We start from the raw sequence: 19,649 nt of genomic DNA on the forward strand, positions 1-19,649 counted from the left end.
TCAATCTTGGTTGTCATCACCTAAAAGCGCTTCCAGATCACTGAGTTCATCAGCATCCAAGTCGAGTTCAGACAAATCTAAATTATCCATATCTAAACCTTCAACCTGCTGTAAGATCTCATCTAACATGCCATCTTCTTCGAAGGCTTTCTCATCATCAATTAACACCGATAGCCCTTTGATGGTCGGTTGCCTAAACAACGCCTCTATCGGTAAGTTAACGTCAAATTTCGCCTTTATCATGGCATTTAGACGCATCAAGAGCAGTGAGTTACCACCAATATGTAAGAAACTGACATTGATGTTCATTGGCTCCGTCACTTGCAGAAGCTCTTGCCACAACTGACTCAATGCCACTTCCGTCTCAGTTTCTGGTGATACGAATTCACTCTCTTGCTGAAGTGCAGGCTCTGGTAACGCTCGGCGATCAACCTTCCCGTTTGATGTCAACGGGAATTCAGTAAGCACAACAATATGTTCAGGGTGCATGTAATGAGGTAATTGAGTGGCTAACCAATCCCCAATTGCTTTTTCAAGCTCTGCGGATTGATCTTGCGTTACAACATAAGCAACCAACTGTTTGTGTGATACACCACCGATGAACCTGTCTTTTGCCATGACTAAGGCACTATCTACCTCGTTATGGCTTAATAACATGTTCTCAATTTCACCTAACTCAATGCGATAACCACGAATCTTCACTTGATCGTCGGCCCTTCCAACGAACATTAAGTTGCCGTCTTCCTGCCAACGAACCAAATCCCCGGTGCGATACAAGCATGCATCGTTTTCCCCACAACTCCACGGGTTTGGTACAAAACGCTGCTCTGTCAACTTGTCTTGATTCAAGTAACCTTGTGCCAAGCCTTCACCGCCAGTGTATAGCTCCCCAATACCACCGATTGGTAATGGCTTTCTATTACTATCCAATACATACACCGTGGTATTTGAAATAGGCTGCCCTATCGGTAGCGCTTGATCGGCTTCCCACTCTCTCGGCACAGTAAAGCAGGTCGTGAAGGTCGTATTTTCCGTCGGACCATACCCGTTAATGACGGTGACTTGAGACTGCTGTTGATAGAACGAATGCACGGATTGAGGATTCACCACATCACCTCCAGTCAGCACATAAGTCAAACTTGGCAAGCGGCGATCGTTAATGGCAACAAACTGATCAAATAGTCCTGACGTTAACCACATCGTATTCACACTATAGCGATCAATCACATTACCAAGTTGCTGAGCATCAACCAAAGAGTCTGGGTACAGAACTAACTGCCCACCATTCAATAATGGCCCCCAAACTTCAAGCGTCGCGGCATCGAATGTAACGGAAGCGCACTGCAACATCACCGTATCGCTAGACAATGGCAATGAGCGGTTATTAACAGCCAATCGAGCAACACCACGCTGGGTCACCTTCACTCCTTTTGGCGTACCCGTTGATCCAGAGGTGTACATCACATACGCCAACGACTGCGATGGATCACCAATGATATGGGGAAGGTTCTCGTCACTCTGAAGGGACAACGCACTTTGTAAATCAGCATCATCGAGGCACAGAGAACGATAACTTCCACTTGGTAACCGCTCTGCCAGAGCTTTATTGGTTAACACCAGCGGCAATTGTGTATCTTCGAGTATGTGCTTTACTCGTGCTGCTGGGTAATTAGGATCGATCGGCACATAAACTGCTCCCACCTTCACAATGGCCAACAAAGCCGTGATCATATCGATGCCAGATTCAAGACACAGACCAACAAACTGACCGGAAGAAACCTTTTCTGCCCGCAACTGATGCGCTAAGCGGTTCGCTTTCGCATTCAACACCTGATAACTAACCTGATCTTCTCCATGCACCAACACAGCCTTAGACGGTGAATGCACAACATTCGCCTCAAACAACTGGGCAAGTGTTAACGTACGATTGTAGTCCGTTTGCGTTTTATTCCACTGAACCAGAGATTGCTCCGCTTCTTCTTTTGTCAGTAAAGACACACTCTCAAGTTCTTGTTGTGGATCGTCTAACATCAATAGAAGAAGTCGCTTGAAGTCCTTGGCTACTCGATCCATTGCATCGGCATTCACTTGCTCGGACTGATACAACCATTTAATTTCGGTACTTTCATCCGGCACCACCATCAAAGTAATTGGGAAATTAGTTTGTTCCTCTCCTGAAGATTCAACAAGGCGAGGCATACGCGCTTCTCCCTCTTGCGCAACCGATGTATCAACAGGGTAGTTTTCCACCACAACCAAGGAATTAAACAAAGCATCCCCTTGTGGTACATCACTCCACGCTTGAATATCAGTTAACGAGCTGTAAGCATAAGTATCGTGATCCTGCTGCGAAGTATGTAAGTGTTGTAACCAAGCGCTGAGTGCCAACTTGCCTCCAGACACGTCAACTTTCACTGGCAGTGTATTGATAAACAAGCCAATCATGTTATCGACACCTTGAAGCGGAATATTACGACCAGAGCGAGTCGAGCCAAACACCACCGTATTTTCACCGCTGTATTGGCCTAACAACAATGCCCAAGCGCCCTGAATGACTGTATTTAGAGTCACTTGGCTTTGCTTAGCAAACTGTGTCAGCTTGTCTGTTGTTGCCACATCTAACCAATGCGTTAAGGTTTTTTCGCCCTTGACTAACGCCCCTTGATTCCGCTCGCTTCTTCGATTGAAACCGCTTAGAGAAGTGGGTGCCGTAACGCCAGATAAATAAGACTGCCAGTACATTTTGGCGTCCGATTCTGACTGCTTTTGCAACCAATCGACGTAATGACGGTAAGGTCTGACTGTTGGTAACGAGACAAGCTCACCCGAACCTATTGCCATGTAAGCCTTCATGACCTCATCAAATACAATAGGCAGACACCAGCCATCTAACAATGCATGATGGTTCGTCCAAACAAAACGGCTTCGATGCTCCGACTCCGCTATCAAAGCAAAACGCATTAACGGGGCTTGCCCTAATTCGAATGACGTAACACGTTCATGATTCAACAGCTCTTTTAACTCTGATGTTTGCTCATCTTCATCCAATGCACACCAATCGAATTCCTGCCAAGGCAATACAACCTCTTTCATCACCACTTGCAACAATGAACCCGATTCATTCTCCGTAAAGCCCGTACGGAAAATATCATGGCGTGCAACAACCTGCTCCCAGGCCAACTTAAAGCGAGTAAAGTCCAATTGCTCTAATACCATCTGCATTTGACACATGTACATACCAGCGCCATCGGCCATTTCACTATGAAGCAATAGCCCTTGTTGCATGGCAGTACTTGGGTAAACGTCCACCAAGTTCGGGTACTTCATGTCTAACGCATTGATTTCTGAAGGCGTTAACGCAGCAAGCGGGAAATCCGATGGTGTATGACCACCAGCCTGAGTCACACAATGCTCGATAATATGCTCTAAGTTCGTTTGATACTGAGCGGCAAGCACTGACGCTTGTGGGAAAACGTACGCATCATAATCAAAGGTAAACTCTAGTGCGCCGTCCACCACGATTCCAGTCACTTCAATGCCGTGTGTACGCTGCCTTAATCTGCTGACTTCGTCTCCAAGGACGCTGAAAGCCTTATCTTCCTTACCATCACTGCTAAATTGCCCTAAATAGTTAAAGACAATTTCAGACGGACGATCAGCGTGAATAATGGCCTCGTCTTCCACCAAATAACGTAATAGACCGTGTCCGATCCCTTTATTTGGAATGGCACGTAATTGCTCTTTCACACTTTTGATCAACTCGCCGATATCTTGATGACGCTCTTTACGAAGTAAGACTGGATACACATTGGTAAACCACCCCACCGTTTGGCTAAGATCAATCTGCTCAGAAACATAATCGCCAGAAGAAATCACCTCCACTTCACGGCCATGCCCTTCAAGATCCAGCCTCATGTTTTCTTGACCAGTGATGGCACCATAACTGGCCACAAGAGCTGACAGGAGCAAATCGTTAATCTGCGTGTGGTAACACTGGTTTGCATCAGAGAGTAACTGCTTCGTTTGAGCTTTATCGAAGCACAATGTCACTACGTTTCTCTGTGCTTCCAGCGTCACGACGTGGCTCTCTTCAAGTAATGATGAAACGGTTCCCGTTGGTGTATTCAGCACAGTTAACCAATGCGCTTTTTCTTCCATCAGGGCTTCTGATTGACTGTAGGACTTGAGCCATTCACCCCATTGCTGGTAACTGTGGGTTTTACCAGCAAGCACAACGGGTTGTTGACGCTGATTTTGCTCAAGAGCGGTATGCCAATCTTGCGCTAAAATTCGCCACGAAACACCATCAACAATAAGGTGATGCATTACCCACAACAATTTATCTTCTTGACCTTCCGGTAATTGGCACCAGACCCAACGGCACAAGGTTCCATTTTCACGCTGGCTTAGTGATAAGCTTGCTTGTGCTCGGTTGGCCAATTCAAGAATATGGTCGCTCAGTTCGTCTTCTGATACATGGCGACAATCTTCTACCCACAAAGCCTTGGTAAATACGTCACTTGGGCTGTTCTCACATTCTGGTAAGTACTGACCTTGCCATTCACCAACCTCATCCTGGCTAAAATGGAGTCGCATCACATCATGACGCTGATACAAGCGCACAAAGAGTTCCCTTAAAAAGGCCTCCGTTGAGCCATCAGGTAAACTGAACCATTGGGCCTGATTAAAGTGATGACGATGTTGCTGATCTCCTTCGAAGAAATAGCGCTGGATCGGCAATAAGTGTTGATCTCCACTTACGCTAGACTGAGTGATTTGCGTACTGACTGCTTTCGCATTTTCCGCTAACCCTTTCACAGTTTGATATTCAAATAACTGGCGAGTAGTGATCTGATAGCCAACCGCTTTACACTGAGACACCACCTGCATGGCAAGAATGGAGTCCCCGCCTAGGCTAAAGAAATTATCATTCACGCCGACAGCCGAAATCCCCAGAACTGACTTCCAAACATCGCACAGTGCCACTTCCACGTCATTGCTTGCTGCTTGATATGACACCCCAAGTGCCGAATAATCAGGTTCAGGTAACTGCTTTCTGTCTACCTTTCCGTTCGCGTTAAGTGGCATTTTGTCAAGTTTCACCCACGCCGACGGCAACATATAACCCGGAAGCTGATCTTTAATGGCGCTTTTCAGCTCGTCTGAACTCATAGCAGACATTGCAACCTCTTCAGCAGAGCTTGCTTCTGACCAATAAGCCACCAAACGTTTATCCCCGGTTTGGTCTTCACGCACCATGACATACACTTCTTTGACGCATGGCTGCTGCAAGATCACCGATGTCACCTCACCCAATTCAACCCTAAAGCCTCTGAGTTTCACTTGGTGATCGACACGACCTTCAAATTCCAATTTACCTTGGCTATTCCAGCGCACCTTATCTCCGGTACGATATAGAGTACGACCTTCTTTAAATGGACTTGGAATAAAGCGCTCCGCCGTCAGTTGCTCTTTGTGTAAATAACCGCGTGCTGTCCCTGTTCCGCTGACATAAAGCTCTCCAGTAACGCCCATTGGCACTAACTGACGCTGAGAGTCCAGCACATACACGGCCTTACCAGGAATGGCGTTACCAATATCAAGCTGCTGACAATCCGGTTCAATACGCCCAAACGTAGCACACACTGTCGCTTCTGATGGACCATATCCGTTGAACAAACGACGTCCTACAGCCCATTGTTGTGCTAATGGTAGTGGACAGCTGTCTCCTGCAATGATCATGTGGCTCACGCCGCCCCAAGCGTTAACATCCAGTGCTGGCAATAGCGCTGGTGGAAGGGTAATGTGGCTGATCCCTTGATTATTGACGGTTTCGGTCAACAGCTCAGCCGAATGAACCACCTCTTCTTTAATTAAAACTAAACGAGCCCCAGAACACAGCGCTCCAGCCCATTCAAATACAGCGCCATCGAAACTAAATGATGCAAATTGCAATACACAACTTTGCGCATCAACACCGAATAACTGCTGCTGTGTGATGACCAGATTCACTAAACCCTCGTGTGGTAACATCACCCCTTTCGGCTTACCGGTTGAACCCGATGTGTAAATAACGTAAGCCAATTTACTCGGTGAAAGCCCGATAACCTTCGGTGCAATATTACTCACAGGCTTGTTGGTTATTTCTGGTAAAAGCGTTTCAAGCACCACCAAACCTTGATGGGTGGGTAGCTTAGATTGCCACTTCATTTGAGTCACAATTAGGCTTAACTGACTGTCATCAACCATGTAAGCCAGACGTTCTTCCGGATAACTAGGATCCAGTGGTAAGTAAGCTCCACCCGCTTTCAACACCCCGAGCATCATCACCATTAATTCAATGGATCGCTCACAGCAAATACCCACTAAACCATCTGGTTTTAAGCCTTGTTCTATGAAGTAATGCGCGACTTGGTTAGCACGTTCGTTCAGCTCTTGATAACTGACGTCCACCCCTTCAAAAGACAATGCAATTGTATTTGGATACTCGCTGGCCTGTGCTTCAATCAATTGATGAACGCATTGGCCAGAGACTCGATGATGATCATCTGTTAGCAGGCATTGCCCCTGTTCAATAACCAACTGCTGCTCCTGATCACTCATGAAGTTGAGGTTTTGTACCGGAACATTTGGAGCACGCAGCGCTTCTGCCAACAACAACTCAAAATGAGCGGCCATCTTAGCGATTGTGCTACGTTCAAACAGGCTCGTATTGAACTCCCAGCTGAGTGACAAGCCACTCTCGGTTTGCTCAACATTAAGCGTTAAGTCAAACGATGTGGTCTCCGTTTTAATTGCCAAGCTTTGACATGTCACTCCTTCAAACACAGCATCATCTTGAGGCGTGTTCTGTAACACGAGCATTACTTGGAACAGCGGATGATGGCTTAAATCCCGCGTTGGCTTTAGCTCGTCCACAAGGTGCTCAAAAGAGATACTTTGATGAGCATAAGCCTCTAAAGCCCTCGTTTTCGTTTGCTCGATCAACGCATCAAATGAGCTTTGTGGCTCCACCTGAGTGCGCATCACCAAGTTATTGACAAAGAATCCAATCAACCCGGTCAGCTCTGGTTGCTCACGATTTGCCACTGGCGAGCCAATAACAATATCGTTATCGCCACTATAACGGCTGATTAACAACGAAAATACCGCATTTAGACCCATATACAGTGTTGCATTGTGAGCTTGGCATCGGCTCACTAAGTCGCTTGTCATGTTTTGGCTTATGGAATGTTCAACCACATCGCCGGTGTAACACTGTTTCGCAGGTCGCGGCTTATCTAACGGCAAGCCGTGAACTTCTGGCAAATCAGCTAATTGTTGACGCCAATAACCTAACTGCTCTGACAAAGCCTCTTGACTTAAATTACTGCGCTGCCAATGAGAAAAATCGCCATACTGCAGATCCAACGCTTTCAAGCTAGGTTGCTTTCCACGACATAACTGGTTGTAAGCCTGGCTAACTTCATTAATGAAAATACCCGCAGACCAGCCATCACTGGCAATATGGTGCATCACCACAAGGAAAACCGATTTAGTATTAGACAACTTGACCAAACTTGCACGAACCATTAAATCCGAGCTTAAGTCAAAATCTTGCTCAATAAAGGTGTGTTGATATCCCGCTAAATGCATGTTCTGCTCGGATTCATCCAAGAAAGACAAATCATGCATCATCAGATCAACCTTCTCTGGCATAGCACCAATACGCTGATACGCAGTACCACTGTCGTCGTTGTGATAAGTCGTTCTTAACACTTCATGACGTTGAACAACGTAAGTTAGCGCACCTTGCAAGACCCTCGCATCTACCTCACCCGACATGGCTAGCACCGCAGGCATGTGGTATTGGCGCGTAGTCCCTTCCATTTGTTGTATAAACCACAAACGTTGTTGGGCATAAGACAATGGCAGCTGATGACCACGATCAGCCAATATCGCAATTGGAGTCTGATCGGCTTTACCCGACAGATGCTCATTGTGCAGGCTAGCGATCTCGGCAGCGAGATCACTTAGCACTGGAGCTTTAAATACGGCAGAAAGTGGTAGCGTGACGTACATTTCTCGTTTGATGGCGGTGATCAATTCAATCGCTAATAAAGAGTGCCCACCGCACCCGAAAAAGTGCGCGTGCCGCCCAATGGGCTTATCCACATTCAGTAATGATTGCCATACTTTTGCCAACGCTTTTTCACTGTCGGTTTCTGGCGCTAAGTAATCGTCAACACTGTGTAATTGCGGCTTAGGTAAAGATTTACGATCTATTTTCCCATTTGGCGTCAGCGGCAAGGCCTCCAAGATCATCAAGGCACTTGGCACCATATGCTCAGGTAACTTTTGGGCTAATTTGCTCTGCACTTCCATCAGCCACGTGCTTTCATCGGTAACCTCAACCGATGGCACCAAATAACTGACCAGGAATTTATCCCCAGACTCCGCTTCACTGGCAACAACAACGTTTGAACAAATGTCATCAAGACTGTCTAAAGCGGCTTCAATCTCGCCAAGTTCAATTCGGAACCCTCGAATTTTCACTTGATGATCCATACGCCCCAAATACTCTATCTCGCCTTCAGGCCACCAACGCACGAGATCTCCTGTGCGATACATGCGCTCACCTTCACGATATGGGTTATCGAGGAAAGCCACCTCAGTCAAATCGTCACGGTGTAGGTAACCTCTTGCTAGGCCATCACCAGCAATATACAGCTCTCCCGGCACGCCTGACGGTACTCGCTGTCCGTTGGAATTTAGGATATAGAACTGTGTATTTGCCACAGGGCGCCCCAGTACGATGGCTGATTCTGGTGTCAACTCAATAGCCGAAGACCACACCGTCGTTTCCGTTGGACCATAAACATTCCAAAGGTTGGCTTTGTTTGACGACAACAACCGCGCTTTTAACGACTCTGGCATGGCTTCTCCGCCACAAATCATTCGAAGCCCTGAATCACTTTGCCAACCGCTGTTTACCAGCATCTGCCACGTTGACGGCGTCGCCTGCATCACAGTGACATGATGCAGAGACATGAGCCTAGCAAGCTGATTTGGATCATACCTTTCCTCTGTTGAGGCAATCACAACATGGCCTCCAAATAAGAGTGGCAAATACAGCTCTAGCACATGAATATCAAAGGACATTGAAGTCACGGCCAGCAACACATCATCATGGTTAATTCCCGGCTCCTTCGCCATGGAATACAAAAAGTTCACCACGGATTGATTTTCTACCGCGATGCCTTTTGGCTCCCCAGTCGAACCAGAGGTGTAAATCACATAAGCCAAATCATGACAGCTTGCTTCTGTACGCTGTGGATTCGTGCACACTACGTGAGCATTAACAGACACGTTATGTTCTTCAATAAGCACCGTATTAATATGCTTAGGTAGATGCACCGCAAGTTCAGGGGTGGTGATCACACGCTGTAATTTACTGTGCTGAATCATTCCTTGAATACGGTCTTGCGGGTAATTTGGGTCTAGCGGTACATACGCAGCACCCGATTTAAGAACAGCCAGCAGTGACACCAGCATGGACATTGAACGATCCAAATAAATACCCACCAAGGTATCGGACTGAACATCCATTGCTTGTAACTGGCTTGCAAGGTGATTCGCACTGTGGTTCAACTCGGCATAATTGAACGACATAGAACCAAACGTTGCAGCAGTCGCTTCAGGCGTCTGCTCCACTTGAGCTTCAAACAAAGATGCAACGCTCTCTTTATCTGGGTACTCAATCTGAGTCTGGTTCAATTTCGCTAACCCATCTTGCTGTTCAGACTCATCAAAAACGGCCAAGTGCTCAATCGTATGCTCTGGCGAATCCACCATAGATTGAAGTACATGAATAAAACTCTTCGCCATTCGTTCAATGGTTTCTGATTGGAATAAATCCGTGCAGTACTCCCAATAACACGTAAAACCTGTTGTATTTTGGGTACGACTTGCCATTACATTCAGAGTGATATCAAATTTCGCCGTGTGATTTGCAATTGGCCATTCTTCAAGCGTGGCATGGCCAAACTCTACACTATCTTCAGTTGCAAACTCATTGACGTTTAAAAACACTTGGAACAATGGATGATGGCTCATCGCACGATTTGGCTGAAGGGCTTCCACTAATTGTTCAAATGGCAACGTTTGATGTTCATAGGCAGCCAAAGCCGTTTCCTTGCTGCGCTGTAGTAGCTGCGCATAGCTCGGGTTACCAGAAAGATCGCTACGCATCGCCAAGGTGTTCACAAATAGGCCCACCATGCTCTGTTGCTCCAACAGCTCACGGTTTGCAACTGGCGTACCTATTACAATATCCATTTCGCCGCTGTAAGCACTTAACATCAAGGAGTAAGCCGCTTGCATACCCATGAACAAGCTCACGCCATGCGATTGGCAAAGCTGATTAAACCCACTTGAAAGCTGCTCTGGGATATCCAAGGTATGAACAGCGCCGACATAGCTCTGTTGCTGTGGCCTTGGTTTATCAAGCGGTAATCCATGCACATCAGGGATCCCCGCTAATTGGTTTTGCCAGTAGCTAACTTGCTTGTCTAATACTTCTCCCTGCAAATGAGTGCGTTGCCATAGCGCATGATCCGCGTATTGCACCGACAATGGGGCCAGTGTTACGGGGTTATTCTGATTTAACGCACCATATACATGACTAAGCTCTGATAATAGCAGCTCTGATGACCAACCATCGGACGCAATATGATGCTGAGTCAGTAGCAATACCCAAGACACGTCATTCAACTTAACCAATTGAGCACGAAGCATAAGATCACGTTCGAGATCAAACACGGCATTTGCTTCTTGCGTAATCAGTTGCTTAAGTGTCGTATCTTGTGCGGCCTTATCTAACCCACTTAAATCATGCAGTGGTAACGCCAACAATTCAGGGCTTGAAACTATCTTCTGACACAACACGTCATCCACTTTGGTAAAGCAGGTGCGTAAGGATTCATGTCGTTCCACTAAGTGTGTCAATGCTTGGGCCAGTACTGTTGGACAGATCTCTCCCGAAAGTCGGTATACCCCTGGCATGTTATAGCTACTGCCACCTTCAAGTTGCTGCATGAACCACATACGCTGCTGAGCAAACGACAGAGGTAATGACTGACTACGATCCGCTTTTGGTATCACCTGTTGAACAGATTTTGGCGTGTCATCAATAACTGCCGCCATTTCAAGCAAAGTTGGCGTAACAAAGATCTGTTTCACTGACAGCTCACATCCTAACTGAGCACTGATTTGTGCAATAAGACGAACAGCCAGCAGTGAATGACCCCCTAGACCAAAAAAGTTTGCTTCGACACTGATCGGCGACGCCATACCCAGTACATCTTGCCAAATGTTCGCCAGCTGATGTTCCGTTTGTGTCGTCGGTGCAACGTACTCATCTTCTAAGCCATATGTAGGTTCAGGTAGCGCTTTTCTGTCTAATTTACCATTGGCGTTAATCGGCAAAGCCGCAAGTACAGACCAAGAGCTTGGGATCATAAAGCCAGGCAGCGATTGTTGCAGTACCTGCTTTAAGTGAACAATAAGAGCGTTCTCATCTACGGCTTCAGCCACTAAATAAGCCACTAACTGTTTGTCGCCGTATTGATCTTCACGCACAATAACTGCCGCGTCTTCCACCTCGTCACTCTCGCGCAGAGCCGTTTCAATTTCCCCTAACTCAATTCGGAAACCACGCAATTTCACTTGGGTATCAAAACGGCCAAAAAACTCCAGCTCTCCGTTTGCCATCCAACGAACTCGGTCACCAGTGCGATAAACGCGGGCTTGCGAATCATTCATAAACGGATCGGCAATGAATTTCTCTGCAGTCAGTTCTTCTCGGTTTAGATAACCACGAGCAACACCCACACCGCCGAGTAATAGTTCACCTGGGACGCCTTCCGGCACCAATTGCATCTGTTCATCCACAACATACACACGCGTATCCAAGGTGGCTCGGCCAATCGGCACACTCGAACTGACAACCTCTTCCCCAAGCCAATGCAGTGTCGATGAAATCGTGGTTTCCGTCGGCCCGTAGTTATTAATAAGCTGACACGCCTCTTGCGCAGGGCCAGTTTGCCACGCGCGTGCAAAGTCAGCGTTAAGCACATCACCACTGACGATCAACCTCGACAACGACGTCGTTCGCCAGAAATCGACATCCGCCAAGACGGGCTCAAGCAAAGCTTTAGCATACAGCGGAGGAAATTCCGTAATCGTGATTGGGTTGTCTTTTAGCCACTCAACAAATTCTGTCGATGTCCATAATGTTTCTGGACGAATGTATAGGCTGGCACCAGTGATCAAAGCTTCAAACACTTGCTCGACAGAAGCATCAAACCCTATGTTGGAGAATTGCAGCACCTTGTCTTGCGCACTAATGCCATACGCCACACAAATGCTCTTGATGTGGCTGCTTAGTGCGCGGTGCTCAATCATTACCCCTTTTGGTTTACCTGTTGAACCTGAAGTATAAATCACGTACGCAAGGTGTGACGGCGTCACCTTTTGGTTTAATGATGAAATATTTTCTTCGGAGTATGGATGCAACATGGCTTTTGTATTAGCCGTATCGAGTAAAACAACAGGCACGTCTGCACCAACCAACTTACCTTGATGTTCGGTTTCGCTGATCACCAATTTACAATCACTGTCTTCCATCATGTAACTAAGGCGATCCACTGGATAACTCACATCCAGTGGAACATACGCACCACCCGCTTTATGAATCGCCAAAATGGTAATGATCATTTCAGCCGAACGAGACAAACACATCCCAACTAAGCAATCTGGCCCAACCCCTTGCTCAACAAGATAATGCGCTAACTGGTTAGCTTTAGCATTCATTTGGGCGTAACTCATCTGCTGCCCGTCAAACACTAACGCCGTTGCTTCTGGCGTTTCTAAGACCTGTCGCTCAATCTCTTCATAAAGACAATCTGTTACTGGCCAAGTCTGAGCTGCGCTTCCTTTCACTAACAACTGCGCTTGTTCGGTTTCATTTAACAAAGAGAGCTGTTCCACTTTCGTCTCAGGCTGTGAAACAATGTCAGACAGCAATTGGATCAAGTGGCCAGATAAACGATGAATGGTCTCACCTTCAAACAGATCCGTGCTGTATTCCCAACACAACGTCACTTCAGATTGTCCTTGCTCATTAACCCCATCGACAACATTCAACGTTAAATCAAATTTCGAGGTAGACGTATCAGACTCAAGTGCTTCCAGTTCCAATGTTCCTAGAGAGCGTGTTGTTTCTAACTGAGTATCCACAACCAACATAATTTGGAACAAAGGATGATGGCTAAGATCTCGGTTCGGTTGAATAGCTTCCACTAATCTCTCAAACGGCAGCTGCTGATGAGCATACGCGTCTAGCGCATTATCACGGCATTGTGCCAGCAATTCATTGAATGAGAGACGTTTGTCCACATCTGTTCGCAATACTAAGGTATTCACAAAAAAGCCAATCAACGATTCAAGCTCTTTTTGCTCACGGTTTGCCACAGGGGTTCCCAATATGATGTCCGACTCACCACTGTAACGACTCAGCAATAAACTGAACGCGGCTTGCATTCCCATAAACAAACTGCTGTTTTGCGATTGTAAATACGCGTTTAAGTCCCTCGCTAATGCCGCAGGGAGAGCCTGTTGAACCAAAGCACCAGCGTAAGACTGAGTGTTCGGTCTTGGCTTATCAAGTGGTAAACCATGAACATCAGGCATACCTGACAAGCGCGACTGCCAATAACGCAGTTCACTTTCAAGTCGACTCCCTTGTAAATAATCCAGCTGCCATAAGGCATAATCTACGTACTGGATCGGCATTGCCGCTAATGCTGGTGTTTGCCCTTTCTCATAAGCAAGGTAAAACTGGTTCAACTCTCGCAGTAGAATGTCCAACGACACCCCATCGCCAGCAATGTGGTGCAAGGTGAGTAACAAAATATGCTGAGGCTGCTGGCCCTGTTCATCGTCGCTCAGCATCAGTAGCGTCGCTCGGATCATCAGATCGCGATGCAGTGCAAAGGGCGCTGATGCTTCTTGTTGACGAAGCTCCATCACGCGCTGTGCTTGCTCTGCCCCCTGTAGATCACTGAGATCAATCATACTGAGTGGCAAAGACGTTTCCGCACTTAAGATATGCTGTTCAACCTGCCCTTCTTGACTGATAAAACAGGTTCGTAAGCTTTCATGACGAGCCAAAATACCATCAAGAGCGTATTGCAGTGCCTTAACGTTCAAATCACCGCTCAAAGACAATGCCAATGGCATATTGTAAGTGTCACTTTGCTCTTCCAGTTGCTCTAAGAACCACAAACGCTGCTGTGCATAAGAGAGAGGAAGAATATCCGGGCGTGTCGAGACACCAATTTCAACCGATTCGGTGTTCAGATGGCTACCATCAATAAGAGACGCCAACTCAGATAAGACGGGATGCGTGAAAATATTCCTGACACTTAGCGTGACATTAAACTGCTCACGAATATCCGCAATCAGACGAATCGCAAGGAGTGAATGCCCCCCCATTGAGAAGAAGTTCGCTTGTCTGCCCACGTCATCATCTGTGTTTAACACCAACTGCCACAATGCCGAGAGCGCTCTTTCAGTCTCTGTTTCTGGCTCAACATAATCTACCTGACGTTGCAATTCAGGAACCGGAAGCGCTCGCCTATCCACTTTGCCATTAGGTGTTAATGGTAATGCTTCTAGTACCATCCAAGCACTCGGAACCATGTGCTCCGGTAAGCTTTGAGCTAAACCTTGACCAAGCATATTGAGCCATTTATTAGCGTCATCAACCTCTTTCGCTGGCACTAAATACGCAACAAGATGTTTGTCTCCTAGGGATGTTTCATGAGCAACCACCACACTCTGGCTCACCTCATCAAACTGACCTAAAGCCGTTTCAATTTCACCCAATTCGATCCTAAACCCACGAATTTTAACTTGATGGTCGATTCGGCCTAAATATTCAATGTCCCCGGTTGGCAACCAACGAGCGAGATCGCCAGTACGGTACAGCCTAGATTCTGTCTGATTTTCTGCGTGCGGGTTGCGAATAAAGCGCTCTTCCGTTAGATCGGCTCGATTATAATAACCACGGGCCACACCAACACCGGCAATAAACAGTTCGCCAACAACCCCAACAGGTACAGGGTTCAGTTGATTATCCAAGATATGCAGTTTGATATTATCTATCGGCTTGCCAATAGGTACAGAACGACCAGTAAAGTCTGGCTGACATTGCCATACACTAACATCAATGGCGGCTTCTGTTGGGCCATAAAGGTTATGAAGCTCTGCCTTATGATTGGCTAAAAAGCGATTTTGCACGTCAACAGACAGAGCTTCACCACTACACACCACTAAACGCAAGCTGTCCGTTTGGTCTTTATAACGACCATCAGCCATAAAACTCGCCAGCATTGGGGGAACAAAATGCATCACGCTGATGTGTGAGTGGTTAATTACCTCAATGAGATAATCAACATCTTTGTGGCCTTCAGGTCGGGCCATTACCACGGTAGCACCCGTCACCAATGGCCAGTAGTACTCCCACACAGACACATCAAAACCAAACGGTGTTTTCTGTAAAACATTGTCAACTGGCGTTAGGTTGTACGCCTTCTGCATCCAGTGAATACGGTTCACTAAGCCAGAATGTTGATTCATAACCCCTTTAGGCTTACCCGTAGAGCCAGAAGTGTAAATGACGTACGCCAAGTTGTGTGGACTCAGGTCAGCGACGTGCGGGTTGCCCAGCTTGCCATAACCATCGTCTACCTGCTGCCAAAATTCATTGCTATCCACTAGCACACGCTTATCTACGGTCAGCGCGAGTGTCGACTCTAGCTGGCTATCGGTGATCAACACCTGTGATTCGCTATTCTCTAACATGTAAGACAAACGCTCAGCAGGGTAACTCGGATCAAGTGGCACATAAGCACCACCCGCCTTGCTCACAGCTAAAATTGACACCACCATATTAAATGAACGATTAAGGCAAATACCCACTAATGTCTCTGGGCCAACACCTTGCTCAATGAGATGATGAGCCATAAGGTTCGCACGATGGTTCAGCTCATGATACGTCAGGCTTTCTTTCTCAAACGTTATGGCCACTCTGTCAGGCGATTGTTTAACTTGCGCTTCAAACAACTGGTGAATGCAGGCATCTGACGGGTAGTCTGCCGACGTGTCATTCCAAGTTATCATCAATTGTTCTTTTGCCGCCTCTTCCAGTAATGACAAGCTACCAATATCTTGCTGTGGCGCGGCAATAATACTGTCGATCAACTGGTTGAACTGACTTGCCATTCTCGTAATAGTGTCGCCATCAAACAGTTCGATGTTGTACTCCCACGACAAAGTAAGATCGTGCGCTTGTTCGTCGACGGTCAGCATTAAATCAAACTGAGATCGGCTTTCACTTAAGGGTAAAGTCTGCGTTTCAACTCCATCTAAAACCAGTTCAGGCTGCTCCGTATTTAGTGCCAACATCACTTGGAACAGCGGGTGATAACTTAAATCACGTTGCGGCTGAAGTGCCTCAACGATTTGCTCGAACGGCACATCTTGATGCGCATACGATTTAACATTAGTGGCTTTACTTTGATTTAAAAGTTCGCTGAAGCTTGGGTTACCCTCAAGATCCAAACGCAGCACCAAAGTATTCACAAAAAAGCCAATTAACGACTCAAGTGATGGCTGATTGCGGTTAGCAATAGGAGTACCAATCACGATGTCAGTGTCATTACTGTAGCGACCCAGTAACACTGAGAAAGCAGCATGCAGCCCCATGAATAAGGTTGCCCCTTGATCTTGACACAGTTGCTTAAACGCGGCAGTTCGCTTCTCGCCCAACAGTTCCACATGCCATCGACCTTGATAACTCTGCTGCGCTGGTCGAGCAAAATCGAGAGGCAAGTTGTGTACCGCCGGTAACCCAGCCAAATGATCTTTCCAATAACCCAACTGATCTTGAACAAGAACCACCATATCATTCTGGCGCTGCCAAACCGCGTAATCACTGTATTGAAGAGGCAAAGAGTTCAACGCAGGTGTCTGCTGATTTCGCTCTGCATGGTAGTACTGACTTAGCTCATCAAACAAAATACCAATTGACCACCCATCCGACGCAATATGATGCATGGTGATCATCAATACCGCTTCGTCATCACTCAAACGAACCAAAGAGGTACGCAACATGTAGTCACAGCTTAAATCAAATGAAGTTTCTGCTTCTTGCTGCTGAAGGCCATGTAGTCGTTTCTTCTGCTCCGCGTTTTTCAGCGCAGACAAATCCGTAACCGTTAACGACCAACTCTGAGGCTCAGCTTGTAAACGCTGTCGTACCTCACCATTGTCTGACACAAAACACGTTCTCAAGCTCTGGTGCCTTGTGACAATGTGTTTAAATGCCACACTTAATGCATCAAGATCAACTTCACCCGTTAGTTTAATGGCCATTGGCATATTGTAATGGCTGCTCGTGCCTTCCATTTGGTCAATAAACCAAAGTCGCTGCTGGGCAGAAGAGAGAACCGTCTTTTGCTCTTCACTCGCTGTCGGTATAGATGGTAATACCGCCTTCCCTGTGCCCAATAGCTCTTCAATCACTTTCGCCTGCTCGGAAAGCACGCTGTGTGTGAATACCTGGTTGATCGGACATTCAACCTCGAACTGATCACGAATTTTAGCAACTAATTGCATTGCTAACAGTGAATGACCACCAGCACTAAAGAAATTCAGCTGACGATTGTCGACCACTCTTTCAAGCAACGAAGACCAAATGTTAGCCAACGTAATTTCCGTTAGCGTCACTAACGGTGTGCTTTCGATATCATCTTGATACGCATCTGGTTCAGGTAAAGCACGAAAATCCACTTTACCATTCGCATTCAGTGGCAAACTCGGTAGTACCTGAAAAGCCGATGGCATCATATAATTAGCTAGTCGATCCGATAGACGGTTTTGGATCACATTCAGTGCCTGCTCGCTGTCAGACCAGAGCCCTTGCGCTTTCTCCGAATCCAATACTACGTACGCCACCAATTTTTTATCGCCGTTCGACTCACGTAGCATAACAAAATTATCGATAACACCCGGGATCGCATGCAATGCAGCCGAAATCTCACCCAGCTCGATTCGAAAACCTCGCAATTTAATTTGCTTATCGACTCGTCCTAAACACACGATCTGGCCTTTCGCATCCCAATAGGCCAAATCACCCGTTTTATACAGACGATCACCGTCTCGGTTCGTCATACAGTCTTGAACAAAGCTGTCAGCCGTTAATGTTTCGCGTTGCCAATATTCTCTCGCTACCCCAGGTCCACCAACGTATAGCTCACCGATGACTCCCGTCGACAATGGTTTCATTGCCGGATCAAGAACATAAGCGCTCGCCGTTTTTAATGGTCGGCCAATAGGATACACACTTTGTTGCTCGGTAATCTCATACCATGCACTGAACGTGGTGTTTTCTGTCGGGCCATAGGCATTCCAAAAATGCTCTGGTTTACCGTTTGCAGCCAGTAACAGATTTACATGCGGCACCGAAATAGCGTCCCCGCCCACCAATAAATGGCAAAGTGAAGAAAAGGCTGTCGGAATCTGATCAACCGTGGCATTAAATAGGGCCGCCGTGACAAAAATGGTATCGATGTTGTCATCAACCAATTGTTGCTGCAATTTTTCTGGTGACAGTAAGTGTGCCTTTGGCACGTACACCATGCTTGCCCCGTTGAGCAAAGCCCCCCAAATTTCATACGTAGCCGCATCAAAGGAGTGATTCGATGCCTGTGCAAACACATTCGCTGTACTGAATGGCGTATATTGATTGTCCGTAACAAGATGAACAATGCTGCCCTGCTCAACCGCCACGCCTTTTGGCTTCCCTGTGGAACCCGACGTATAGATAATGTAAGCCAAATCTTTGGCCGTCGCAGGTTGTGCGCGATTCAGAGGCTCTAATGATGCGGAATCAATCTCCATGAGCGTTTGAGGGTCACTTAGATTGACCAACTCGTCATTATTCTGTTGCATGGATTCTGCAAGCTGACGGTGGGTTAATATCAGCTTCGCTTGGCAATCTTGCATAATAACGCTTAGTCGATCTGCACCTTGTTCTGGATCCAAAGGCACATACGCAGATCCTGTTTTCAAAATCGCCAGCATTGAAACAATGAGTTCTGCTGAACGCTCCAAATAAAGGCCAATACGATCACCGTGCTCAACCCCTTTTGCTAATAAGTAGCTTGCTAGACGATCCGATTGTTCATCCAGTTGACGGTAGGTTAGTTCAATGTCGCCATAGGTTAAGGCCACTTTATCTGGGTATTGCTGAACGCTTTTCAAAAATGGCGCGACCACGCCTACATCTGAATCCGTCAATTGCAACGGCTGCCAGTCATGTGAGTAGTGCTCTTTATTTGTCAGCGAAATATCATGGATACTCTGCTCGACACTGTTCGCCACCGATTCAAGAATTGTGTTCAGATGCAGAGACACTTTATGCACAGCATCAACACTAAGCTTTTCACCATTGAATAAAACCTTAATCTCAATCGTATCTCCCGGTATCACGACCACAGACAACGGGAAATTGGTCTGCTCAAGGGCACTAAGGTCTTTAATAC

The 19,649-nt window shown here is 46.7% G+C and carries 1 protein-coding gene (cut by a window edge); it reads right to left on the reverse strand.

The genetic code is table 11. From position 1 onward, the window contains the following. Positions 1 to 19,649: the 3' portion of a non-ribosomal peptide synthase/polyketide synthase gene (locus tag MHO82_RS13290; protein ID WP_239184436.1), read on the reverse strand. The gene runs 8,893 nt beyond the window's last position; the window shows 19,649 of its 28,542 coding nt (coding positions 8,894-28,542); its start codon lies beyond the right edge, outside the window; it ends in the stop codon at positions 1 to 3.

This window comes from Vibrio sp. Of7-15 (assembly GCF_022347565.1).
Taxonomy (GTDB): domain Bacteria; phylum Pseudomonadota; class Gammaproteobacteria; order Enterobacterales; family Vibrionaceae; genus NORP241.